Here is a 23,952-nt window from a genome sequence, read left to right on the forward strand (position 1 = left end):
CCCGGAATCTGGAATTCCGCGTGCGGGGTGTCGTCCTGCGCGCGTAACTTGGCTCTTGTCGTGTCAGGCTTTGCATTCAACAAACTGGTCATCTTCGGCGTCGGCCTGATCGGCGGATCGCTGGCCCGCGCGCTGCGCGAGCGCGCGCCGGGCAGCGCGGGCGAGGTCGTCGGCGTGGGCCGTTCGCGTACGTCGGTCGAGCGCGCGCTCGCGCTCGGCGTGATCGATCGCGCGGCAGCGCTCGACGACGACGTGCAATTGCGCGACGCGCTGGCAAGCGCCGATCTCGTGCTGCTGGCGGCACCCGTCGCGCAGACGGGCCCGTTGCTTGCGCGCATCGCGCCGTGGCTTGAAGCGGCGACGATCGTCACCGATGCGGGCAGCACCAAGTCCGATGTCGTCGTGGCCGCGCGCGAAGCGCTCGGCGCGCGTATCGCGCAGTTCGTGCCGGGGCATCCGATTGCCGGTCGCGAGTCGAGCGGCGTCGAGGCCGCGTTGCCGGATCTGTATGTCGGCCGCAACGTCGTGCTGTGTCCGCTGCCGGAGAACCTGCCCGAATCCGTCGCCCGGATCGACGCGATGTGGCGCGAAACCGGCGCCGACGTGCGCACGATGAGCACCGAGCAGCATGATCGCGTGTTTGCGTCGATCAGCCATCTGCCGCACGTGCTGTCGTTCGCGCTCGTCGAGCAGATCCTTGGCGAGGCCGACGCGGAACTGAAATTCTCGTACGCGGCGGGCGGCTTCCGCGATTTCACGCGCATCGCTGCGTCGAGCCCGGAGATGTGGCGCGACGTGTGTGTCGCCAACCGCGCGGCGCTGCTCGACGAACTCGATGGCTACACGCGCGTGCTCACACGGCTGCGCGCGGCGATCGACGCCGGCGACGGCGCGGCGCTCGAAGCCGTGTTCACGCGCTCGCGCGCCGCGCGCAAGGCATGGCAGGAGCGCGGCGGTACGCCCGCTGCCGAACCGGTCAAGAAATAACAGGATGATTCCCATGGACTATCTCGATCTCGGCCCATACTCCAGCGCATCGGGCACCGTGCGCCTGCCCGGCTCGAAAAGCATTTCGAACCGCGTGCTGTTGCTCGCGGCGCTTGCCGAAGGCGAAACGACGATCACCAACCTGCTCGACTCCGACGACACGCGCGTGATGCTCGACGCACTCGGCAAGCTCGGCGTGAAGCTCGCGCGCGATGGCGACACCTGCGTCGTCACGGGCACGCGCGGCGCATTCACCGCGAAGACGGCCGACCTGTTCCTCGGCAACGCGGGCACGGCCGTGCGGCCGCTGACCGCCGCGCTCGCGGTGAACGGCGGCGACTATCGCGTGCATGGCGTGCCGCGCATGCACGAGCGGCCGATCGGCGATCTCGTCGACGGCTTGCGGCAGATCGGCGCGCAGATCGACTACGAGCTGAACGAAGGCTACCCGCCGCTGCGGATCAAGCCCGCGACGGTTTCTGTCGACGCACCGATCCGTGTGCGCGGTGACGTGTCGAGCCAGTTCCTCACGGCGTTGCTGATGACGCTGCCGCTCGTGAAGGCGAAGGACGGCAACACCGTCGTCGAGGTCGACGGCGAACTGATCTCGAAGCCGTACATCGACATCACGATCCGGCTGATGGAGCGCTTCGGCGTGACCGTCGAGCGCGACGGCTGGCAGCGCTTCGTCGTGCCGGCCGGCGTCCGCTATCGCTCGCCGGGCCGGATCATGGTCGAGGGCGACGCGTCGTCCGCGTCGTACTTCCTCGCGGCCGGCGCACTTGGCGGCGGCCCGCTGCGCGTCGAAGGCGTGGGGCGTGCGAGCATCCAGGGCGATGTCGGCTTCGCGAATGCGCTGATGCAGATGGGCGCGAACGTGACGATGGGCGACGACTGGATCGACGTGCGCGGCATCGGCCACGACCACGGCAAGCTCGAGCCGATCGACATGGACTTCAACCTGATCCCCGATGCGGCGATGACCATCGCGGTCGCGGCGCTGTTCGCGAACGGCACGAGCACGCTGCGCAACATCGCCAGCTGGCGCGTGAAGGAAACCGACCGCATCGCCGCGATGGCGACCGAGCTGCGCAAGGTCGGCGCGATCGTCGAGGAAGGCCCCGACTATCTCGTCGTCACGCCGCCGGAAAAGCTCACGCCGAACGCGGCGATCGACACGTACGACGACCACCGGATGGCGATGTGCTTCTCGCTCGTCAGCCTGGGCGGCGTGCCCGTGCGGATCAACGACCCGAAGTGCGTCGGCAAGACGTTCCCCGACTATTTCGACCGCTTCGCCGCGCTCGCCAAAGCCTGACCTGATTGTTCCGATGAAATCGACCCGACCCTTTCACCCGACCCCTGTCATCACGATCGACGGCCCGACTGCTTCCGGCAAGGGCACCGTCGCTGCGCTCGTCGCCGCGCATCTCGGCTTCCACCTGCTCGACAGTGGCGCGCTGTACCGTCTCGCGGCGCTGGCGAGCGTACGCTACGACATCGCGGCCGACGACATCGATGCACTCGTGAAGCTGATCGACGATCTCCACATCACGTTTCGCGAAGGCTGCGCGCAGCTCGACGGCGTCGATGTGTCGAACGACATCCGCGCCGAAGCGGTCGGCAACCGCGCATCGGCGATCGCCGTGCACGGGCCGGTGCGCACCGCGCTCGTCGCGCGCCAGCGCGCGTTCCGCAAGACGCCGGGCCTCGTTGCAGACGGGCGCGACATGGGCACCGTGATCTTCCCGGACGCCGTGCTGAAGGTGTTCCTGACGGCCAGCGCCGAGGCGCGCGCGACCAGACGGCATAAGCAATTGATGCAAAAAGGTTTTTCTGCTAATATAGATGACTTGCTCCGGGATCTTCGTGAACGTGACGCGCGCGACAGCAATCGCGCGGCCGCGCCGCTGAAGCCCGCGGCAGATGCCAAGCTGCTCGATACGTCGGCACTTTCGGTCGATGAAGCCGTCGATCAGGTGCTGCAGTGGTACCGGGCGCTCGGCCAGCCCGCCTGAGAAGGCGGGTAGCGGTAGGTGCTCCGCGCATAAGTGCGGAGCGTGTTTCGAACCCTTAACCCCGTGTGGACCTCGATCTGGCCCTTTCAGCCTGCCATTCCGGCCGGCGTGGCACAGCGATCCATGCACAATCAGATTTTTATGTCCGACCTGCAAACCTCTACCCCGAATACTGAATCTTTCGCGGCTCTGTTCGAAGAGTCGCTGACCCGCCAAGACATGCGCGCCGGCGAAGTGATTTCCGCCGAAGTCGTGCGCGTCGACCACAACTTCGTGGTCGTCAATGCAGGCCTGAAGTCCGAGGCTTACATTCCGATCGAGGAATTCCTGAACGATCAGGGCGAGGTTGAGGTGCAGTCGGGCGATTTCGTGTCCGTCGCGATCGACGCACTCGAAAACGGCTACGGCGACACGATCCTGTCGCGCGACAAGGCGAAGCGCCTTGCATCGTGGCTGTCGCTGGAAAAGGCTCTCGACAACAACGAACTCGTCACCGGCACGATCACCGGCAAGGTGAAGGGCGGCATGACCGTGATGGTCAACGGCATCCGCGCGTTCCTGCCGGGTTCGCTGGTCGACACGCGTCCGGTCAAGGACACGACCCCGTACGAAGGCAAGACGCTCGAGTTCCGCGTGATCAAGCTCGATCGCAAGCGTAACAACGTCGTGCTGTCGCGTCGTGCAGTGATCGAAGCAACCCAAGGCGAAGAGCGCGCGAAGCTGCTCGAGACGCTGAAGGAAGGCGCGATCGTCAACGGCGTGGTCAAGAACATCACCGACTACGGCGCGTTCGTCGACCTCGGCGGCATCGACGGCCTGCTGCACATCACCGACATCGCATGGCGTCGTGTGCGTCACCCGAGCGAAGTCCTGTCGGTTGGCCAGGAAGTCACCGCGAAGATCCTCAAGTTCGACCAAGAGAAGAACCGCGTCTCGCTGGGCATCAAGCAACTGGGCGACGATCCGTGGGAAGGCATCTCGCGCCGTTACCCGTCGGGCACGCGCCTGTTCGGCAAGGTCACGAACATCACCGACTACGGCGCATTCGTCGAAGTGGAATCGGGCATCGAAGGCCTCGTCCACGTGTCGGAAATGGACTGGACCAACAAGAACGTTGCTCCGTCGAAGGTTGTCCAGCTGGGCGACGAAGTCGAAGTCATGGTCCTCGAGATCGACGAAGACCGTCGTCGTATCAGCCTCGGCATGAAGCAGTGCAAGCCGAACCCGTGGGATGACTTCAGCCGCAACTTCAAGAAGGGCGACAAGATCACGGGCGCAATCAAGTCGATCACCGACTTCGGCGTGTTCATCGGTCTGCCGGGCGGCATCGACGGCCTGGTCCACCTGTCGGACCTGTCGTGGAGCGAAGCTGGCGAAGAAGCTGTTCGCAAGTACAAGAAGGGTGACGAAGTCGAAGCAATCGTGCTCGGTATCGACGTCGAGAAGGAGCGTATTTCGCTCGGCATCAAGCAGCTCGAAGGCGACCCGTTCAGCAACTACGTTGCAATGAACGACAAGGGCTCGATCGTCGACGGCGTCGTGAAGACGGTCGATGCGAAGGGTGCGGTCGTCACGCTGACGGGCGACATCGAAGGCTACCTGCGCGCGTCGGAAATCTCGCAGGATCGCGTCGAAGATGCACGCAACGTGCTGAAGGAAGGCGACAAGGTCAACGCGATGGTGATCAACATCGATCGCAAGTCGCGCGGCATCAACCTGTCGATCAAGGCGAAGGATTCGGCTGAGCAACAGGAAGCGATCCGCGGCCTGCAGTCGGACTCCAGCTCGGCTGCGACCGGTACGACCAACCTCGGCGCGCTGCTGAAGGCGAAGCTCGACGGCCAGAACCAGTAAGCCTCACGAGGTCTGCTGAAGTATGACCAAATCCGAGTTGGTCGCGCAGCTGGCATCGCGATTTCCGCAACTTGTCCTCAAGGATGCGGATTTCGCGGTGAAAACGATGCTCGATGCGATGTCTGACGCCCTGGCGAAAGGGCATCGTATCGAAATTCGGGGTTTCGGCAGCTTTGGCCTCAACCGTCGCCCGGCGCGCGTCGGACGCAACCCGAAGTCGGGGGAGAAAGTGCAGGTGCCCGAGAAGTTCGTGCCGCACTTCAAGCCTGGCAAGGAATTGCGTGAACGCGTCGACGGCCGTGCCGGTGAGCCGCTGAAGGCTGACGATCCGGACGACGAGCGTTGAGCGTCATCCGGTTTGCCCGGAACCTATCCGGCGAAGGCTGAAAAGAAAAGCGCCCCTTGCGGGCGCTTTTTTCATTTCCGGCGCGGGCGGCGTAACGGGTGAGCGCAGGATGTGCGCAGCCGCGGAAACGCTTCCTTTACAATACGGGTCGATTCGGTGCGACGAAGGGGAGTCGCGCGCCGCGGCAAACCTCAACAAAGAGAGGGCTTCATGAAGTTTATCGTCTGGCTGATCCGGGTATTGGTGTTCGTACTGCTGCTGGTGCTTGCGCTGGCCAATACGCAAACCGCGACGCTGAATTTCGTTGCCGGCTTTTCATGGCAAGCGCCGCTGATCCTGCTCGGCCTGGCGTTCTTCGGCGTGGGGCTGCTGGCCGGCTTGCTGTCCGCGCTGCCGTCGATCTTCCGCCTGCGTCTCGAGAACGGGCGCCTGAAGCGCGATCTGCGCGCGGCGCGCGAAACGCCGGCCGTCATCGACCAGCCGCCGATGCCGCCCGTCATTTAACACGGACGCCGCGCGATCATCGCGCGGTTTTCGTCTCTGCTTCGATATTTCGCATGGATCTGGATTTCTGGTGGTTGCTCGCGATTCCGGTCGCGTTCGCGCTCGGTTGGGCGGCGTCACGCTATGACCTGAAGAATCTCCTGTCGGAGAGTGCCAACCTGCCGCGATCGTATTTTCGCGGCCTGAATTTTCTGTTGAACGAACAACCCGACAAGGCGATCGACGCGTTCATCGAGGTCGCCAAGCTCGACCCCGAGACGGTCGAGCTGCACTTCGCGCTCGGCAACCTGTTTCGCCGCCGCGGCGAAACCGACCGCGCGATCCGGGTGCATCAGAACCTGTTGAGCCGCACGGACCTGCCGGTCAACGAGCGCGACCACGCGTTGTACGAGCTTGGCCAGGATTTCCTGAAAGCCGGCCTGCTCGATCGTGCCGAGGAGGCGTTCCACAAGCTCGCCGACGGCGATTACGCGCTCGGCGCGCAGCGGGCGCTGCTGACGATCTACGAGATCGAGAAGGACTGGAACAAGTCGATCGATACGGCGAAGCGCATCGAGTCGATGAGCGACAAGCCGCTTGGCGTCGAAATCGCCCAGTTTCACTGCGAACTCGCGCAGGACGCGCTGCAACGCAAGAACGCGGCAGCGGCCGCTGAACAGCTGCGCCTGGCGCTGGCCGTGAACCCGCAGAACGTTCGCGCGACGGTCCTGTCCGGCGACGCGGCGGAAGCGGAGGGTAACCACGCGGCCGCGATCGAGCACTGGAAGCGCGTCGAAGCGCAGAATCCGGCGTATCTGCCGCTCGTCGCCGACAAGCTGATGAAGGCGTATGTCGCGCTCGGCAAGAACGCCGAAGGCGCCGAGCTGCTGATGGGGTATATCGATCGCTATCCGTCGAACGACCTGCTCGACATCGCGTACCAGCACATCGCGGGGTTGCGTGGCCAGGACGCGGCGCACACGCTCGCGCGCACGCAGATGGAGAAGTCGCCGAACCTGTCGGGGATGCTGCATCTGCTCGATGCGCAAATCGCGGCGGCCGACGAACCGCGTCGTAAGGAACTTGAAATGATGCGTGCGCTGATCAAGCAGCGCACGAAGAATCTGCCACGGTATACGTGCCAGAATTGTGGTTTCCGGGCACGGCTTTTCTATTGGCAGTGTCCCGGATGCAGCGGCTGGGAAACCTATGCGCCGCGCCGCGTCGAACCAGCGATGCCGGGCTGATCCCGGCACGCCGAGCCAACGCGCTGCGGTTGTCGCCGGGCTCGTCCCGGCGGCCAAGTTAGTCAATCACCGGGAAGTACCGGAACATCTATGAAAATCACCATCATCGGCACCGGCTACGTCGGTCTCGTCACGGGCGCCTGCCTGGCGGAGATCGGTCACGACGTCTTCTGTCTCGACGTCGATCCGCGCAAGATCGACATCCTGAACAACGGCGGGATGCCGATTCACGAACCGGGGCTGCTGGACATCATCGCGCGCAACCGCGCGGCCGGGCGCCTGCGCTTCTCGACCGACATCGAGGCGAGCGTCGCGCACGGCGAGATCCAGTTCATCGCGGTCGGCACGCCGCCCGACGAGGACGGTTCGGCCGACCTGCAGTACGTGCTCGAAGCCGCGCGCAACATCGGCCGCCACATGACGGGCTTCAAGGTGATCGTCGACAAGTCGACGGTGCCGGTCGGCACCGCGCAGCGCGTGCGCGGCGTGGTCGACGAGGCGCTTGCCGCCCGCGGGCTGGCGGGCAGCGTCGCACACCGCTTCTCGGTCGTGTCGAACCCGGAGTTCCTGAAAGAAGGCGCTGCGGTCGAAGACTTCATGCGTCCTGACCGCATCATCATCGGCGTCGACGACGACGAGACGGGCACGATCGCGCGCGAGAAGATGAAGAAGCTCTACGCGCCGTTCAACCGCAACCATGAGCGCACGATCTACATGGACGTGCGTTCGGCCGAATTCGCAAAATACGCAGCGAACGCGATGCTTGCGACGCGTATCTCGTTCATGAACGAGATGTCGAATCTCGCCGACAAGGTCGGCGCCGACATCGAGGCCGTGCGCCGCGGGATCGGCTCCGATCCGCGCATCGGCTATCACTTCCTGTACGCCGGCGTCGGCTACGGCGGCTCGTGCTTCCCGAAGGACGTCCAGGCGCTGATTCGCACAGCCGGCGAGAACGGCCAGCCGCTGCGCATCCTGGAGGCCGTCGAGGCGGCCAACCATGCGCAGAAGGACGTGCTGATCGGCAAGATCGAGCAGCGCTTCGGTGCCGACCTGACCGGCCGCGAGTTCGCAGTGTGGGGCCTGGCGTTCAAGCCGAACACCGACGACATGCGCGAGGCGCCGAGCCGCCGCCTGATCGCCGCGCTGCTCGCACGCGGTGCGACCGTGCGTGCCTACGATCCGGTCGCGATCGAGGAAGCGCGGCGCGTGTTCGCGCTGGATTTCGGCCATGACGCGAGCGCGCTGGCGCGGCTGCATCTCGTCGACACTCAGGACGTCGCCGTGAAGGGCGCGGATGCGCTCGTGATCGTGACCGAATGGAAAGAATTCCGGAGCCCCGACTTCACGCGCCTGAAGGCTGAACTGAAGGTGCCGGTGATCTTCGACGGGCGCAACCTGTACGAGCCGGACGCGATGGCCGAGCTGGGCATCGACTACTACGCGATCGGCCGGCCGTATGTCGATCCCCAGTCGTCTTCCCGTGGCTGACCGCGCGATGAATACTCTCCGCGAAGTCGTTCCGGTGCCGCGTGCGCAGATCGCGCGCTCGCGCGTGCTTGTCGTCGGCGACGTGATGCTCGATCGTTACTGGTTCGGCAACGTCGATCGCATTTCGCCTGAAGCGCCGGTGCCGGTCGTGCACGTGCAGCGTCAGGAAGAGCGGCTCGGCGGTGCGGCCAACGTCGCGCGCAACGCCGTGACGCTCGGCGGCCAGGCCGGCTTGCTGTGTGTCGTCGGTTGCGACGAGCCCGGTGAACGGATCGTCGAGCTGCTCGCCAGCAGCGGCGTGACGCCGCATCTCGAGCGCGACCCGGCGTTGCCGACCACGATCAAGCTGCGCGTGCTCGCGCGCCAGCAGCAACTGCTGCGCGTCGACTTCGAGGCGATGCCGACGCACGAGGTGCTGCTCGCAGGGCTTGCGCGCTTCGATTCGCTGCTGCCGCAGCACGACGTCGTGCTGATGTCGGATTACGCGAAAGGCGGCCTGACGCACGTCACGACGATGATCGAGAAGGCGCGTGCGGCCGGCAAGTCCGTCCTCGTCGATCCGAAGGGCGACGACTGGGCACGCTATCGCGGCGCGTCGCTGATCACGCCGAATCGCGCGGAATTGCGCGAGGTGGTCGGGCAGTGGAAATCGGAAGACGATCTGCGCGCGCGCGTCGCGAAGCTGCGCGCGGAACTCGACATCGACGCGCTGCTGCTCACGCGTTCGGAAGAGGGCATGACGCTCTTTTCCGCCACCGGTGAACTGCACGCCCCGGCGCTCGCGCGCGAGGTGTTCGACGTGTCGGGCGCGGGCGATACCGTGATCGCGACCGTCGCGACGATGCTCGGCGCAGGCGTGCCGCTCGTCGACGCCGTCGTGCTCGCGAATCGCGCGGCAGGCATCGTGGTCGGCAAGCTCGGCACGGCCACGGTGGACTACGACGAACTGTTTCACTGAGCGCATGCCGTGGCGCGACAAGCGCGCCGCACGCATCGCTCGCACTTTTCAGGCAGGACGATCATGACCCTCATCGTCACCGGCGCAGCCGGTTTTATCGGCGCGAACATCGTCAACGCGCTCAACGCGCGCGGCGAGACGCGCATCATCGCCGTCGACAACCTGACGCGCGCGGACAAGTTCCGGAATCTCGTCGATTGCGAGATCGACGACTATCTGGACAAGACGGAATTCGTCGAGCGTTTCGCTCGCGGCGATTTCGGCAAGGTACGCGCGGTGTTCCACGAAGGCGCCTGTTCGGACACGATGGAAACCGACGGCCGCTACATGATGGACAACAACTTCCGCTACAGCCGCGCGGTGCTCGACACCTGCCTCGCACAGGGCACGCAGTTCCTGTATGCGTCGTCGGCGGCGATCTACGGCGGCTCGACGCGTTTCGTCGAGGAGCGTGACGTCGAGGCGCCGCTGAACGTCTACGGCTATTCGAAGTTCCTGTTCGACCAGGTAATCCGTCGCGTGCTGCCGAGCGCGAAGAGCCAGATTGCCGGTTTCCGCTATTTCAACGTGTACGGCCCGCGCGAGACGCACAAGGGGCGCATGGCGTCGGTTGCGTTCCACAACTTCAACCAGTTCCGCGCGGAAGGCAAGGTGAAGCTGTTCGGCGAGTACAACGGCTATGCGCCGGGCGAGCAGACGCGCGACTTCGTGTCGGTCGAGGACGTGACGAAGGTGAACCTGTTCTTCTTCGATCATCCGGAGAAGTCGGGCATCTTCAACCTCGGCACCGGCCGCGCGCAGCCGTTCAACGATATCGCGTCGTCGGTCGTGAATACGTTGCGCGCGCTCGACAACCTGCCGCCGCTGACGCTCGCGCAGCAGGTCGAGCAGGGGCTGATCGAATACGTGCCGTTCCCCGATGCGTTGCGCGGCAAGTACCAGTGCTTCACGCAGGCCGACCAGACGAAGCTGCGCACGGCCGGTTACGACGCGCCGTTCCTGACCGTGCAGGAAGGTGTCGACCGCTACGTGCGTTGGCTATCCGGCCAGGTTTAAGCGGAAGCGTTGCATCGATAGACTGGGTCCCACGGTCGGCAGCCGCCGGCCGTATTCATCGGAGATCCAGTACATGATCAGGAAATGGTTGGTCGCAGCGGCAATGCTCGGCACGATCGCATCGGCCTGGGCGGCCGTCGATGTCAACACCGCGAACGAGGATGCGCTCGTCGGCATCAAGGGCATCGGCCCGGCACGGGCAAAGGCGATTCTCGACGAACGCGGCGCACGCGGTCCGTTCAGGAATGCGGACGATCTCGCCTCACGCGTGAAAGGCATGGGCGGCCATACCGTCGAGCGGCTTCAGCAGGAAGGCCTGACGATAGGGGCGGCCGGCACCGGTGCCGCGCTGCCGGCCGCGGGCAAGCCGGCGGCCGGCAAGCCCGCGGCTGCGCCCGCCCGCACCGCGCAGAAGTAACACGTCGCGCGAAGTCGACAACGAGCTCCTTCAGTCGCCGTCGTTGCGACGGCTTCCCGCGGCATGCCGCGGGTTTTTTGCGTGGGCACGGCGTACACGGCGGCCACGCATTGCGCGGCAGGCGTATTCCATCGTCGCAATGGGGTTGCCGGCGCGCGCAGCGGCGCTGGTTTACAATCGATTGATTGATCGGCCTCGTACTCACGGTATATCCATGGCTTACAAAACTATCGAAGACACGATCGGCAATACGCCGCTCGTCCAACTGGTCCGCTTGCCGGACGACGAGATTCGCGCGCGCAACAACGTGGTGCTCGCGAAGCTCGAAGGCAACAATCCGGCCGGCTCCGTGAAGGATCGTCCGGCACTGTCGATGATCAGCAAGGCCGAGGCGCGCGGGCGCATCAAGCCGGGCGATACGCTGATCGAGGCGACGAGCGGCAACACGGGTATCGCACTCGCGATGGCTGCGGCGATCCGCGGCTACAAGATGGTGCTGATCATGCCGGAGGATCTGTCGGTCGAGCGCCGCCAGAGCATGGCCGCCTACGGTGCCGAAATCATCCTGACGCCGGTGAAGGGCGGGATGGAGCTGGCGCGTGATCTCGCGGACCAGATGCAACGCGAAGGCAAGGGCGTGATCCTCGACCAGTTCGCGAACCCCGACAATCCGATCGCGCACTACGAAGCGACGGGCCCGGAAATCTGGCGCGATACCGAAGGGCGCATCACGCACTTCGTGTCGGCCATGGGCACGACGGGCACGATCATGGGCACGTCGCACTATCTGAAGGAACAGAATCCGGCGATCGAGATCGTCGGGGCGCAGCCGGAAGACGGTTCGCGCATTCCGGGCATCCGCAAGTGGCCGGAAGCGTACATGCCGACCATTTTCGATCGCAGCCGCGTCGACCGCGTCGAGAACGTGAGCCAGGCCGCGGCGGAAACGATGGCGCGCCGGCTCGCGTCGGTCGAAGGCATCTTCGCGGGCATTTCGTCCGGTGGCGCATGCGAAGTCGCGATGCGCATCGCGCGTCAGGTCGAGAATGCGACGATCGTGTTCATCGTCTGCGATCGCGGCGACCGCTACCTGTCCACGGGTGTGTTTCCCGCCTGAACGCGGGCAAGCGTGCGCAGGGCACGTGCATAAAAAAAGCGCCGCTTGTGCGGCGCTTTTTCTTTGGGCAGGCGGTGCTTACTGCGACTGCGTTTCGGTGGCGCTCGGCGGAAGTGCGCCGCTCGCTTCCATCTGTGCCTTCACGGCCTCGCCAAGCTGGTACACGGTGAGCGCGTAGAAGAAGCTGCGGTTGTAGCGCGTCAGCACATAGAAATTCTTGAGCCCGAGCATGTACTCGGTCGCGCGGCCCGGCGACGGCAGGTCGACGACCGTCACGGGCGTACCGGCTTCGGTCGTGATGTTGACCGTCGGCTCGTTCAGCGTCATGCCCGCGCGCAGCAGTTGCGACAGCGCCCAGTGCGGTTCGGGCTGGCCGTCCGCGGCGGCCTGTGCGATCCCCAGGCTGCCCGTATCGGGCGTGATCTGCCAGACCACCGGGCGATCGGTTTCCCAGCCGTGCTGCTTCAGGTAGTTCGCGACGCTGCCGATCGCATCGACAGGACTGCTGCGCAGATCGACATGGCCCGTGCCGTCGAAGTCGACCGCATATTCGCGGATGCTGCTCGGCAGGAACTGCGGAATCCCGATCGCGCCCGTATACGAGCCGAGCACGGTGGTCGGGTCGAGCTGGTTGTCGCGCGTCCAGACCAGGAAATCCTCGAGGTTCTTGCGGAACGTCGCCTGGCGGCTGTCGCGGTTCGGCGTGTCCGGATAGTCGAACGTGAGCGTCGTCAGCGCGTCGAGCACGCGGAAATTGCCCATGTAGCGGCCGTAGATCGTCTCGACGCCGATGATGCCGACGATCACCTCGGGCGGCACGCCGAATTGCTCGGACGCGCGCTGCAGTGTTGCCTGGTTCGCCTTCCAGAATTTCACGCCCGCATTGATGCGGATCGGCTCGATGAAGCGCGAGCGATAAACGCGCCAGTTCTTGACCGTCGGCGACGGGGCCGGCCTCACGAGCTTGACGGCCGTCGCCGAATAGCTGATGCGCGAGAACAGCGCGTGCAGGCTGGTGGAGTCGAAGCCATTGCGGCTCACCATCTCGTCGATGAACGCGTCGACCTTCGCGTTGTTCGCGTAACGCTGCGGAACGATTTCCTCTTCGAAGGTCTGGCCTTGCTGCGGCTGGGCCTGTGCGACGAGCTTGCCCGCGGACTTCGCGGGTTGCGTCTGCGCGCCGGCGGGCGCGGCGCCGAGGGCCGCGACCACGGCGGCCGCAACGAGCGGGACGCGAACACGGAACAGCGCGGAGAGAAGGGCGGCAGGCTTGCTGGAATTCATGTCGAAGCGGGCGGACAGGGCGATTGGGTTCGGCGCAGTATACCCGACGGATCCGGCGTGCCGGGGCGTGGCGGGCCCCCATTGTGGTAAGTTAGCGGCGAATTCGCGGCAGACGATGGACATCATTGATGGAGACCTGCGGCGCATCGTGCGCCGCGGATGACAGCTTATGGCAACCGCTTTCTATACGCACCCCGACTGCATGCTGCACGAGATGGGGGAATGGCATCCGGAATGTCCGGCTCGCCTGTCGGCGATCCAGGATCAACTGATCGCGAGCCGCATCGACGACCTGATCGTGCACGAAACCGCACCGTTCGCAAGCGAGGTGGCGCTGGGCCGGGTGCACACACAGGCGCACATCGACTACATCCGGAGCATGACGCCCGTCGATGGCTACGTCGAGGTCGATCCCGATACGCTGATGAACCGCGATACGTGGCGCGCTGCGCTGCGCGCGGCCGGCGCGGCGATCGCGGCGACCGACGCGGTGATCGAAGGCCGCTATGCCAATGCGTTCTGCGGCGTGCGTCCGCCGGGCCACCATGCGGAGCCTGCGCGCGCGATGGGTTTCTGCTTCTTCAACAACGTCGCGATTGCCGCGCGGCACGCACTCGACGTACACGGTCTCGAGCGTGTCGCGATCATCGATTTCGACGTGCATCACGGCAACGGTACCGAGGCCGCATTCGCGAACGACGAGCGGGTGCTGATGTGCAGCTTCTTCCAGCATCCGCTGTACCCGTTCTCGGGCGTCGATCACCAGGCGCCGAACATGGTCAACCTGCCGATGCCCGCGCGCAGCAACGGGATGGCGATCCGCGAGGCCGTCGACATGTTCTGGCTGCCGCGCCTCGATGCGTTCAAGCCGCAGATGCTGTTCGTGTCGGCGGGTTTCGATGCGCATCGCGAGGACGACATCGGCAACCTCGGCCTCGTCGAAGCCGACTTCGAATGGCTGACCGCGCAGATCGTCGACGTGGCGCGCCGGCATGCACAGGGCCGTATCGTGAGCTGCCTCGAAGGCGGCTACAACCTGTCCGCGCTCGGGCGCAGCGTCGTCGCACACCTGCGCGTGCTGGCCGGCATCTGATGATCGAGCGACCGGCCGGGCGCGCTCAGCGCGCCGGCACGCGCGCGTGAATCCACGCGATCAGCGCGTCGATCACGCGGTCGCGTTCGAGATCATTCATCGTTTCGTGAAAGCCGCCTTCGTATAGCGTCAGCGTACGATCGGGCGAGCCGACGCGTGCGCCGAACGCGCGGCTGCCGTCGGGCTCGGTCAGCTTGTCCTCGGTGCCGTGATAGACGAGCACCGGAACGCGCAGCCCACCGCGGCCGCTTTCGATGCGCGCCATCGCGTCGAGAATTTCCGCGCCGGTGCGCGCGGGCACCGCGCCGTGATGCACGAGCGGATCGGCGCGGTTGGCCGCGACGATGGCCGGGTCGCGCGACAGCAGCGCTGCATCGATCTTGATCGCGGGGAAGGTCGGCCAGACGCGACTGATGACGCGGCTCACCGCGAGCATCCAGCGTGGCACGTCGCGCCCCGGCGCGAGCGCCGGGCTCGACAGCACGAGGCCCGTCAGCGCGTGACCGCGTGCCGGCGCGCGTTCGATCGCGTACAGCGCCGCGACCGCGCCGCCCATGCTGTGCCCCATCAGGAACAGCGGCGAATTGCCGCGCGCCGCTTCAGCGATCAGCGCATCCGCATCGTTCAGGTAGCCGTCGAAGCGCTCGACCCACGCGCGCTTGCCGGGCGACTGGCCGTGCCCGCGCAGATCGATCGCGAGCACGTCGATGCCGGCCGCGTTCAACCGACTGGCAAGCGCGGCATAGCGGCCCGCGTGTTCGGCAAGGCCGTGCACGAGCGCGATCGTCGCGCGCGGCGGCGTGGTGCCGTCGCCGGCCGGCCAGCGGTACGACGCCAGTTCGAGCCCGTCCGCGGTACGCAGCCGGCCCATGGTCGGCGCGGGCGACGCCGAAGGCGCCGGTCCGGCGGTGGCGGGTGCGGCGGCCGGCGTGGTGGTGGCGGTCATCTGGCGTGTCCCCTGTTCGTTGGCATGTGTTCCGGGATCATAGTCGCGGCATTCCTGCGGCGGGCCAGCGGCGCCCCTCTAATTTCGTGTAGTTATGAAAAGATCGAAATCGATTATTAAGGGGAATGAGGGGTTTGCGGTAAAATCGACGGTTATTCCAGATGCATCGGCGGCCGACTGGCGGGCCAACTCGCCGGCCGGCCGCCGTTTTGTTTACATGATCGAATTACGCAATCTTTCGCAGCGATTTCCCGGGCCGGGCGGCTGGGTCGAGGCGCTGCGCAACATCAACCTGACGATCCCGCAGGGCGAGGTGTTCGGCATCATCGGCCGAAGCGGCGCAGGCAAGAGCACGCTCGTGCGCACCATCAACCTGCTCACGCGGCCGACCGAAGGCAATGTCGTCGTCGGCGGGCGCGATCTCACGCTGCTGCCGGCTGGCGCGCTGCGCGAGGCGCGCCGCGAGATCGGCATGATCTTCCAGCACTTCAACCTGCTGTCGTCGCGCACGGTGTTCGACAACGTCGCACTGCCGCTCGAGCTGGCCGGCGCAAGCCGTGCCGAGATCGAGGCCGCCGTGCTGCCGCTGCTCGACCTCGTCGGGCTGTCCGCGCAGAAGGATCGCTATCCGTCGCAGATCAGCGGCGGGCAGAAGCAGCGCGTCGGTATCGCACGCGCGCTCGCGAGCCAGCCGAAGGTGCTGCTGTCGGACGAAGCGACCTCCGCGCTCGATCCCGAGACCACGCGCTCGATCCTCGACCTGCTGAAGCGCATCAACCGTGAGCTCGGCCTGACGATCGTGCTGATCACGCACCAGATGGAAGTGATCAAGCAGGTATGTGATCGCGTCGCGGTGCTCGATGCGGGGCGTGTGGTCGAGGAAGGCCGCGTGATCGACGTGTTCCTGCAGCCGCATCACGAAGTGACGCGCGCGCTGATCGGCGACGTGATCGCACAGGAGCTGCCGCCCGCGCTGAAGGCACGTGTGGCCGAGCGGCTGAAGACGGGCAGCGGGCATCTGCTGCGGCTCGCGTTCACGGGCTCGGGGGTCGACCAGCCGATCCTGTCGGAGACGATCCGCCGGTACGAACTCGATTTCAACATCCTGCACGGCCAGATCGACGAGATCCAGGGGCAGGCATTCGGTTCGCTCGCGGTGCTCGCGGGCGGCGAGCCGGGCAAGGTCGGGCAGGCACTCGCGTTCCTGCGCGAGCAAGGTGTGGTGGTAGAGGAGCTTTCGTATGTTGAGTGAGATGTTCGATATGTTCGTGCAGTCGTTCTGGGAGACGCTGATCATGGTCGGCATCTCCGGGGTGGTTGGCGCGCTCGTCGGCCTGCCGCTCGGCGTGCTGCTCTACCTGACCGATCGCCAGGGCGTGCTGCAGAACCTCGCTGTGAATCGTGTGCTCGGCGGCATCGTGAATGCCGTCCGCTCGACGCCGTTCATCATCCTGCTGGTCGCGGTGATTCCGTTTACGCGGCTCATCACGGGTTCGTCGATCGGCACGGCCGCGGCGGTCGTGCCGCTGACGCTCGCGGCCGCGCCGTTCATCGCGCGTCTCGTCGAGACGGCGTTGCGCGAAGTCGACCGCGGGCTGATCGAGGCCGCGCAATCGATGGGCGCGACCACGTCGCAGATCGTCTTCAAGGTGCTGCTGCCCGAATCGCTGCCGGGCGTCGTCGCGGGCCTGACGATCACGTTCGTGTCGCTGGTCGGCTATTCGGCGATGGCGGGCGCGATCGGTGGCGGCGGCCTCGGCGATCTCGGGATCCGCTACGGCTACCAGCGCTATCTGCCCGAAGTGATGTGGACGGTGGTCGCGATCCTGATCGTGTTCGTGCAGATCGTGCAGTCGTTCGGCGACTGGCTCGTCCGCCGGCTGAGCCACAAGTAAAACAAGACCGATCGGTCAGGAGACACTCGATGCAACGACGCTTCATGCTGAAATTCGCGGTGGCACTGGGCGCGGCCGCGCTGTTCGCGGGCGCGCACGCACAGGCCGAAACCATCAAGGTGGGTGTGACGGGCGGCCCGCACGCGCAGATCATGGAAGCGGTGAAGAAGGTCGCGGCGAAGAGCGGCCTCGAGATCCGCATCGTCGAATTCTCCGATTACGTGCAGCCGAACGCCGCGCTTGCGTCGGGCGACCTCGATGCGAACAGCTACCAGCACGATCCGTATCTGCAGGCGCAGGTGAAGGACCGCGGCTACAAGCTGATCAAGGTCGCGGATACCGTCACGTTCCCGATGGGCATCTATTCGAAGCGCGTGAAATCGCTGGCCGAACTGAAGCCGGGCGCGCGTATCGCGGTCCCGAACGATCCGACCAACGGCGGCCGTGCGCTGCTGTTGCTGCAAAAGCAGGGCCTGCTGAAGCTGCGCGCGGACGCGGGGCTGAAGGCGACGCCGCTCGATATCGTCGACAATCCGCGCAAGCTGAAGATCGTCGAACTCGATGCGGCGCAGATTCCGCGCTCGCTCGGCGACGTCGACGCGGCCGCGATCAACACCAACTACGCGATGGAAGCGGGGTTGAAACCGAAACAGGACGCGATCGCGATCGAAGGGCCGAATGGCCCGTACGCGAACATCCTGGCGATCCGCGAGGCGGACCGGAACAAGCCGTGGGTCGCGAAACTGGTCGCGGCCTATCATTCGGCCGATGTGAAGCAGTTCATCGAAGGCAAGTTCGGCGGAGCGGTCATTGCCGCCTGGTAACGGGCGAAGCAACGGGCGCCCGGCGAGATTAGAGTCGATGATCGAAAACCCGGGCTTTGCGTCCGGGTTTTTTCTCTTTTAAAATAGAACGACCGTTCGCTATCATTGGCGCGTCGCCAAGAAGCGGTATCCTCGACAACCACGAAGGTTGGGTCCGCTTGGCCGCGCAGTCATGAGGCCTCGCTATAGAATGGCCTCTGGTCGTATTCGTAACTTTGGAGCGTGTGCATGAAAATCCTGGTGCCAGTGAAAAGAGTGGTCGATTACAACGTGAAGGTCCGCGTGAAGTCGGACAACACGGGTGTCGACATTGCGAACGTGAAGATGTCGATGAACCCGTTCGACGAAATCGCGGTTGAAGAAGCGGTGCGCCTGAAGGAAGCGGGCGTGGCGACCGAAGTGATCGCCGTGTCGGTGGGCGTCGCGCAAGCGCAGGAAACGCTGCGTACGGCGCTGGCGATCGGCGCGGATCGCGCGATCCTGGTCGAATCGACCGACAGCGTCGAGCCGCTGGCCGTCGCGAAGATCCTGAAGGCGCTGGTCGACAAGGAGCAGCCGCAACTGGTGATCCTCGGCAAGCAGGCGATCGACGACGATTCGAACCAGACGGGCCAGATGCTGGCTGCGCTGGCTGGCCTGCCGCAAGCGACGTTCGCGTCGAAGGTCACGGTGGCCGACGGTAAGGCAACGGTGGCACGCGAAGTCGACGGCGGCGCGGAAACGCTGTCGCTGACGCTGCCGGCGGTGATCACCACCGACCTGCGCCTGAACGAGCCGCGCTACGTGACGCTGCCGAACATCATGAAGGCGAAGAAGAAGCCGCTGGAGACCGTGAAGCCGGAAGACCTGGGCGTGGACGTCGCGCCGCGTCTGAAGACGCTGAAGGTGGTCGAGCCGCCGAAGCGCGCAGCCGGCGTGAAGGTGCCGGATGTGAAGACGCTGGTCGAGAAGCTGAAGACCGAAGCCAAGGTGCTGTAAGAGGGAGCGGAAAGAAATGACGATTCTGGTGATTGCAGAACACGACAACGCGTCGATCAAGGCCGCGACGCTGAACACGGTGGCGGCGGCGGCGAAGATCGGCGGCGACATCCACGTGCTGGTCGCGGGGCACAACGCGCAAGCGGCAGCGGACGCAGCAGCGAAGATCGCAGGGGTGTCGAAGGTACTCCTGGCCGACGCGCCGCAACTCGAAGCGGGCCTCGCGGAAAACGTCGAAGCGACCGCGCTGAACATCGCGAAGGACTACTCGCACATCCTCGCGCCGGCGACGGCCTACGGCAAGAACATCGCGCCGCGTATCGCCGCGAAGCTGGACGTCGCGCAGATCTCGGACATCACGGCGGTCGATTCGGCCGACACGTTCGAGCGCCCGATCTACGCGGGCAACGCGATCGCGACGGTGCAGTCGAGCGACCCGATCAAGGTGATCACGGTGCGTGCGACGGGCTTCGATCCGGTGGCAGCGGAGGGCGGCAGCGCGTCGGTCGAGAAGATCGAAGCGGCAGCCGACGCCGGCAAGTCGCAATTCGTGAGCCGTGAAGTGACGAAGCTGGACCGTCCGGAACTCACCAGCGCGAAGATCATCGTGTCGGGTGGCCGCGGTCTGGGCAGCGGCGAAAACTACACGAAGGTGCTGGAGCCGCTGGCAGACAAGCTGTCGGCAGCCCTGGGCGCATCGCGCGCGGCAGTCGACGCGGGCTACGTGCCGAACGACTATCAGGTCGGCCAGACCGGCAAGATCGTCGCACCGCAGCTGTACATCGCAGTCGGCATCTCGGGTGCGATTCAGCACCTGGCGGGCATGAAGGATTCGAAGGTGATCGTCGCGATCAACAAGGATCCGGAAGCACCGATCTTCAGCGTGGCCGATTACGGCCTCGTCGGCGATCTGTTCGCGCTCGTGCCGGAACTCGTGGCCGAGCTCGGCTGACGCAGTGTGATGCTTCGGTAAGCACACGAGAAGAGGGGCGCGACGAGCGCCCCTTTTTTTTCGCCATCGACTGAAGAGAGAGGCGACGCACCATGAGCTATCACGCCCCCGTCAAGGACATGCTGTTGTCGGCACGAAGGGCAGCGAGGGCGTGCTCGCGTTGACGGAAGATCAGTTCTGATCGGCCGACGGTTCGATGAAATGAAAAAGGCGCCCCTGGGGGCGCCTTTTTTTCGATGCCGGCTGGCCCGCATGGCTGCGGGCGGCGTCGGCTTATGCGTATGCCGGGCGCGTCTGGCCGGCCACGTCCTTCAGGTAGCGATGCACCGACAGGTCGTCGGCCTGGATCGCGGGCATCTTGCCCGAGATCAGGTCTGCGAGCAGCTGGCCCGAGCCGCACGACATCGTCCAGCCGAGCGTGCCGTGGCCGGTGTTCAGGAACAGGTTCGACACCGGCGTACGGCCGACGATCGGCGTGCCGTCCGGCGTCATCGGGCGCAGGCCCGTCCAGAACGTTGCCTTCGACGTGTCGCCACCACCCGGGAACAGGTCGTTCACGCACATCTCGAGCGTTTCACGGCGCGCGGCGCGCAGATTTTTGTCGAAGCCGACGATTTCCGCCATGCCACCGACGCGGATGCGCTGGTCGAAACGCGTGATCGCGATCTTGTAGGTCTCGTCGAGCACGGTCGACACGGGCGCGGCTGCTGCGTTGACGATCGGCGCGGTGATCGAATAGCCCTTCAGCGGATAGACGGGGATCTTCATCAGGTTCGAGATGAAGCTGGTCGAGTACGAACCGAGCGCGACGACGTACGCGTCCGCGCGCACCGTCTCGCTGCCGCACTGCACGCCGGCGATCTTGCCGCCCGCGATCGCGAGCGCATCGATCGGCGTGTTGTAGCGGAACTTCACGCCGAGCGATTCCGCGAGCGCTGCGAGGCGCGTCGTGAACAGCTGGCAGTCGCCCGTTTCGTCACCCGGCAGGCGCAGGCCGCCCGTCAGCTTGTGCGAGACGGCGGCGAGTGCCGGTTCGGCTTGCTTCAGATCGGCCGGCGACAGCAGTTCGAACGGCACGTTCGCTTCCTGCAGGACGGCGATGTCCTTCGCCGCACCGTCGAGTTGCTGCTGCGTGCGGAACAGCTGCAGCGTGCCGCCCGTGCGGCCTTCGTACTGGATACCGGTATCGGCGCGCAGCGCCTGCAGGCAGTCGCGGCTGTATTCGGCGAGGCGGACCATGCGGCCCTTGTTGACTGCATAGCGCTCGGCCGTGCAGTTGCGCAGCATCTGGTACATCCACTGGAGCTGGAAGCGCGTGCCGTCGAGGCGGATTGCGAGCGGCGCGTGCTTTTCGAACATCCACTTGACGGCCTTCAGCGGCACGCCGGGCGCGGCCCACGGCGCGGCATAGCCAGGGGAGATCTGGCCTGCGTTCGCGAAGCTCGTCTCGAGTGCCGGGCCGGCCTCCCGGTCGATCACCGTGACTTCATGACCGGCGCGCGCGAGGTAATACGCGCTTGCCACGCCCACCACACCGCTGCCCAGAATGACGACTCGCATAGCTGCTCCAGATGGAAGGGACCAGATCGAGGCCGGGCGCACCTGCGTCTCCGTGTAACCTCTAGCTGATCTAGTTTTTTTCGCTATGGTATTGTCGAATGTGTAGGTTTTGTTATCGTATTTTTCAGGTTTTCAGCATAAACAAATGAGAACGCAACGTCAGCCCGTACGCTCGCTCGACAAGCTCGACCGGCGCATCCTGAAACTGCTCCAGGACGACGGCCGGATGGCGATGAAAGACCTCGCGGAACAGGTCGGACTGACCGTCACGCCGTGCATCGAGCGTGTGCGGCGCATGGAGCGCGACGGTGTGATCACCGGCTATCACGCGCGTGTCGATCCGCACCAGCTCGATGCCGCGCTGCTGGTGTTCGTCGAGATCACGCTCGGCCACAAGGGCGGCAACATGTTCGAGCAATTCCGCCGGGAAGTGATGAAGATCGACGAGGTGCTGGAATGCCATCTCGTGTCCGGCGATTTCGACTACCTGATCAAGGCGCGGATCGGCGAGATGGCCGACTACCGGAAGCTGCTCGGCGACATCCTGCTGCAGTTGCCCGGCGCCGTGCAGTCGAAGAGCTATGTCGTGATGGAAGAAATCAAGGAGACGCTGACGATCGCGGTGGGCGACTGACGCGCCTGCCGCAGGCCGTCGAGCCCTTTATCCCGCCCTTGGCATGCTGCGCCCAATACTGTATAAATGTACAGTATTGGGCGCAGGTAAATGGGTGGGCACATGGACGATCGATCCGACAACGAATTTCCGGTAGCGCCGCCCGTGCCCCGCAAGGGGCGCGGCGCGGTCGACAACCTGCAGGGGCGATACGAGATCGCGCAGCGCGAAGCGGTCGACGACGGCTGGACGCACGAGTCGGACGATACCGATTTTCCCGCGCCGTTGCGCACGCAGGTATTCGAGGAGCGCGCGAAGAGCATCCTGACGCACAACCAGTCGCCCGACATCCCATTCAGCGTGTCGCTCAATCCGTATCGCGGCTGCGAGCATGGCTGCATCTACTGCTTCGCGCGGCCGACGCACAGTTATCTCGGCCTGTCGCCGGGGCTCGATTTCGAAAGCCGCATCTATGCGAAGGTCAATGCAGCCGAACTGCTCGAGCGCGAGATTTCGCGCAAGCGCTACGTGCCGGAGCCGATCGCGCTCGGCGTCAACACCGACGCCTATCAGCCGGTCGAGCGCGACCTGCGCATCACGCGCAGCGTGATCCAGGTGATGCACGATCGCGGGTTGCCGTTCGCCGCGATCACGAAGTCGTCGCTGATCGAGCGTGATCTCGACCTGCTCGCGCCGATGGCCGAACGCGGGCAGGTGATGGCGGCGGTCACGATCACGACGCTCGATGCCGACCTCGCGCGCACGCTCGAGCCGCGCGCGGCAACGCCGGCACGACGGTTACGTACGATCCGTGCGCTGAGCGAGGCGGGCGTGCCGGTCGGCGTGAGCATTGCCCCGATGATTCCGTTCGTCACCGAGCCCGACATGGAGCGCGTGCTCGAGGCGTGCGCGGAGGCCGGCGCAACGTATGCGAGCTACATCATCCTGAGGCTGCCGTGGGAAGTCGCGCCGCTGTTCAAGAACTGGCTTGCCGCGCATTTTCCCGACCGTGCGGAGCGCGTGATGAACCGCGTGCGCGACATGCGCGGCGGGAAAGACTACGACTCGGATTTCTCGAAACGGATGAAGGGCGAGGGGATCTGGGCCGACCTGCTGCGGCAGCGCTTCCGCCAGGCCGTCAAGCGGCTCGGGCTGAACGAGCGCACGAACGGCATTCTCGATCTGTCGCAGTTTCGCGGTGCGCCGGTTGCCGCGGCGCCGGTGCCGCACGTTGCGGTTCGTTCGGCCGGCACGCGGTCGACGCAGTCGCGCGACGACATGCAATTGAACCTGTTCTGACCGGTGCGCCAAGCCGGCGCGGGGTGCCGGTGGAGCGCGTTCGTTGCGCTTACTGCGAAATCTGCTTGGCCGCTTCGACCTGCGACTCGAAATACGTCTGGAACGACAGTGCGAGTGCAGTCATCAGCAGGAACGCGCCGATCAGCAGCGAGAAGATCACCACGAAGATCACGGTCCAGCCCGACTTGCTGTGCTTGCCCGTCTCCGCGTTGAATTGCGCGTCCCATTTTTCGTCGGGGCGCAGCCCATAGACGAGCGCGGCGAGGAACGCTGCCAGCAGCGAGATTGCGCCGGGTACCGCGAGCCACCAGCCGAGGCTGGCGCTGCGCTGGGTCGCGGCGAGCAAGAGGAAGCCCGGAATGCCGACGATCGTCGCGAGCAGGTGCGCCCAGCCGTATACGTCGCGAAAGCCATATAGATAGAAGCGGTGCGCGCCGAGCGAGCCGAACAGGAACGCGAGGGCGGCGGTGAGCGTCTTGGAGCGAAAGCGGCGGGACGATGCGGTGCTGCTGGACATGGATGGCGGCGTATTG

The 23,952-nt window shown here is 65.3% G+C and carries 24 protein-coding genes; 20 read left to right on the top strand and 4 right to left on the bottom strand.

Annotated features, from left to right (window positions below; translation table 11 throughout):
- Positions 1-60 precede the first annotated feature (60 nt).
- From ACN8ZM_RS05380 to cysM, 12 genes are all read left to right on the top strand, one after another.
- A complete protein-coding gene (locus ACN8ZM_RS05380; protein WP_420210723.1) occupies positions 61-987 on the top strand; it encodes a prephenate dehydrogenase in 927 nt (308 codons plus the stop codon).
- Between the two features lie 13 nt (positions 988-1,000).
- On the top strand, positions 1,001-2,305 hold the full coding sequence (gene aroA / locus ACN8ZM_RS05385) for a 3-phosphoshikimate 1-carboxyvinyltransferase (RefSeq protein WP_420210724.1): 1,305 nt from the start codon (positions 1,001-1,003) through the stop codon (positions 2,303-2,305).
- 13 nt (positions 2,306-2,318) lie between these two features.
- Complete coding sequence (gene cmk / locus ACN8ZM_RS05390; protein WP_043181860.1) at positions 2,319-3,005, top strand: (d)CMP kinase; 687 nt, start codon at positions 2,319-2,321, stop codon at positions 3,003-3,005.
- Between the two features lie 141 nt (positions 3,006-3,146).
- Positions 3,147-4,859: a 30S ribosomal protein S1 gene (gene rpsA / locus ACN8ZM_RS05395; protein WP_043183090.1), complete on the top strand. Its 1,713-nt coding sequence runs from the start codon at positions 3,147-3,149 to the stop codon at positions 4,857-4,859.
- Positions 4,860-4,881: 22 nt separating this feature from the next.
- Positions 4,882-5,205, top strand: coding sequence for an integration host factor subunit beta (locus ACN8ZM_RS05400; protein WP_006486894.1), 324 nt, complete (start codon positions 4,882-4,884; stop codon positions 5,203-5,205).
- A 210-nt stretch (positions 5,206-5,415) separates the two neighbouring features.
- On the top strand, positions 5,416-5,709 hold the full coding sequence (locus ACN8ZM_RS05405) for a lipopolysaccharide assembly protein LapA domain-containing protein (RefSeq protein ID WP_043181862.1): 294 nt from the start codon (positions 5,416-5,418) through the stop codon (positions 5,707-5,709).
- 53 nt (positions 5,710-5,762) lie between these two features.
- Complete coding sequence (lapB, locus tag ACN8ZM_RS05410) at positions 5,763-6,935, top strand: lipopolysaccharide assembly protein LapB (RefSeq protein WP_089450132.1); 1,173 nt, start codon at positions 5,763-5,765, stop codon at positions 6,933-6,935.
- 90 nt (positions 6,936-7,025) lie between these two features.
- Positions 7,026-8,426 carry a UDP-glucose dehydrogenase family protein gene (locus tag ACN8ZM_RS05415; protein ID WP_043181865.1) on the top strand — a complete coding sequence of 467 codons (1,401 nt, stop codon included), beginning with the start codon at positions 7,026-7,028 and terminating at the stop codon, positions 8,424-8,426.
- 7 nt (positions 8,427-8,433) lie between these two features.
- A complete protein-coding gene (rfaE1, locus tag ACN8ZM_RS05420) occupies positions 8,434-9,384 on the top strand; it encodes a D-glycero-beta-D-manno-heptose-7-phosphate kinase (RefSeq protein WP_051889794.1) in 951 nt (316 codons plus the stop codon).
- Between the two features lie 63 nt (positions 9,385-9,447).
- Positions 9,448-10,440, top strand: a complete 993-nt coding sequence (gene rfaD, locus ACN8ZM_RS05425; RefSeq protein ID WP_043181867.1) for an ADP-glyceromanno-heptose 6-epimerase — start codon at positions 9,448-9,450, stop codon at positions 10,438-10,440.
- A 73-nt stretch (positions 10,441-10,513) separates the two neighbouring features.
- Entirely contained in the window at positions 10,514-10,858 is a 345-nt protein-coding gene (locus tag ACN8ZM_RS05430; RefSeq protein WP_043181868.1) for a ComEA family DNA-binding protein, read from the top strand.
- 214 nt (positions 10,859-11,072) lie between these two features.
- The gene (gene cysM, locus ACN8ZM_RS05435; protein ID WP_011351342.1) at positions 11,073-11,975 is read left to right on the top strand and encodes a cysteine synthase CysM; all 903 of its coding nucleotides are present in this window, start codon (positions 11,073-11,075) and stop codon (positions 11,973-11,975) included.
- 78 nt (positions 11,976-12,053) lie between these two features.
- Here the strand turns inward: cysM and mltB are convergent, their stop codons facing one another.
- Positions 12,054-13,385 (bottom strand): lytic murein transglycosylase B, encoded by a 1,332-nt coding sequence (mltB, locus tag ACN8ZM_RS05440; RefSeq protein ID WP_420210725.1) that lies wholly within the window; start codon positions 13,383-13,385, stop codon positions 12,054-12,056.
- A gap of 43 nt (positions 13,386-13,428) precedes the next feature.
- Here mltB and ACN8ZM_RS05445 point away from each other — a divergent pair, with 43 nt between their 5' ends.
- Positions 13,429-14,352 carry a histone deacetylase family protein gene (locus ACN8ZM_RS05445; RefSeq protein WP_043181873.1) on the top strand — a complete coding sequence of 308 codons (924 nt, stop codon included), beginning with the start codon at positions 13,429-13,431 and terminating at the stop codon, positions 14,350-14,352.
- Positions 14,353-14,377: 25 nt separating this feature from the next.
- Here the strand turns inward: ACN8ZM_RS05445 and ACN8ZM_RS05450 are convergent, their stop codons facing one another.
- The gene (locus ACN8ZM_RS05450; protein WP_420210726.1) at positions 14,378-15,298 is read right to left on the bottom strand and encodes a lysophospholipase; all 921 of its coding nucleotides are present in this window, start codon (positions 15,296-15,298) and stop codon (positions 14,378-14,380) included.
- Positions 15,299-15,515: 217 nt separating this feature from the next.
- On the opposite strand from ACN8ZM_RS05450, the gene ACN8ZM_RS05455 reads away from it, so the two are divergent.
- The 5 genes from ACN8ZM_RS05455 (at position 15,516) to ACN8ZM_RS05475 (ending at position 19,947) form a co-directional block, all read left to right on the top strand.
- Positions 15,516-16,550: a methionine ABC transporter ATP-binding protein gene (locus tag ACN8ZM_RS05455; RefSeq protein ID WP_089439505.1), complete on the top strand. Its 1,035-nt coding sequence runs from the start codon at positions 15,516-15,518 to the stop codon at positions 16,548-16,550.
- Positions 16,540-17,193: a methionine ABC transporter permease gene (locus tag ACN8ZM_RS05460; RefSeq protein WP_043181878.1), complete on the top strand. Its 654-nt coding sequence runs from the start codon at positions 16,540-16,542 to the stop codon at positions 17,191-17,193. Before ACN8ZM_RS05455 ends, ACN8ZM_RS05460 begins: the two co-directional genes overlap by 11 nt.
- Before the next feature lie 29 nt (positions 17,194-17,222).
- Positions 17,223-18,017 (top strand): MetQ/NlpA family ABC transporter substrate-binding protein, encoded by a 795-nt coding sequence (locus ACN8ZM_RS05465; protein WP_043181879.1) that lies wholly within the window; start codon positions 17,223-17,225, stop codon positions 18,015-18,017.
- A gap of 228 nt (positions 18,018-18,245) precedes the next feature.
- Positions 18,246-18,995, top strand: coding sequence for an electron transfer flavoprotein subunit beta/FixA family protein (locus ACN8ZM_RS05470; protein WP_175023135.1), 750 nt, complete (start codon positions 18,246-18,248; stop codon positions 18,993-18,995).
- Positions 18,996-19,011: 16 nt separating this feature from the next.
- Positions 19,012-19,947, top strand: a complete 936-nt coding sequence (locus ACN8ZM_RS05475) for an electron transfer flavoprotein subunit alpha/FixB family protein (RefSeq protein WP_043181882.1) — start codon at positions 19,012-19,014, stop codon at positions 19,945-19,947.
- Between the two features lie 273 nt (positions 19,948-20,220).
- Here ACN8ZM_RS05475 and ACN8ZM_RS05480 read toward each other — a convergent pair whose 3' ends face one another.
- Positions 20,221-21,507: a D-amino acid dehydrogenase gene (locus tag ACN8ZM_RS05480; RefSeq protein ID WP_043181884.1), complete on the bottom strand. Its 1,287-nt coding sequence runs from the start codon at positions 21,505-21,507 to the stop codon at positions 20,221-20,223.
- Between the two features lie 145 nt (positions 21,508-21,652).
- On the opposite strand from ACN8ZM_RS05480, the gene ACN8ZM_RS05485 reads away from it, so the two are divergent.
- Both ACN8ZM_RS05485 and ACN8ZM_RS05490 read left to right on the top strand, forming a co-directional pair.
- The gene (locus ACN8ZM_RS05485; RefSeq protein ID WP_011351353.1) at positions 21,653-22,141 is read left to right on the top strand and encodes an Lrp/AsnC ligand binding domain-containing protein; all 489 of its coding nucleotides are present in this window, start codon (positions 21,653-21,655) and stop codon (positions 22,139-22,141) included.
- 90 nt (positions 22,142-22,231) lie between these two features.
- Complete coding sequence (locus tag ACN8ZM_RS05490; protein ID WP_420210727.1) at positions 22,232-23,419, top strand: PA0069 family radical SAM protein; 1,188 nt, start codon at positions 22,232-22,234, stop codon at positions 23,417-23,419.
- 49 nt (positions 23,420-23,468) lie between these two features.
- Here the strand turns inward: ACN8ZM_RS05490 and ACN8ZM_RS05495 are convergent, their stop codons facing one another.
- Positions 23,469-23,936: an NINE protein gene (locus ACN8ZM_RS05495; RefSeq protein ID WP_089450672.1), complete on the bottom strand. Its 468-nt coding sequence runs from the start codon at positions 23,934-23,936 to the stop codon at positions 23,469-23,471.
- Between the last annotated feature and the right edge of the window lie 16 nt (positions 23,937-23,952).

The sequence above is a fragment of the Burkholderia aenigmatica genome, assembly GCF_048627025.1.
In the GTDB taxonomy this organism is placed as follows: domain Bacteria; phylum Pseudomonadota; class Gammaproteobacteria; order Burkholderiales; family Burkholderiaceae; genus Burkholderia; species Burkholderia aenigmatica.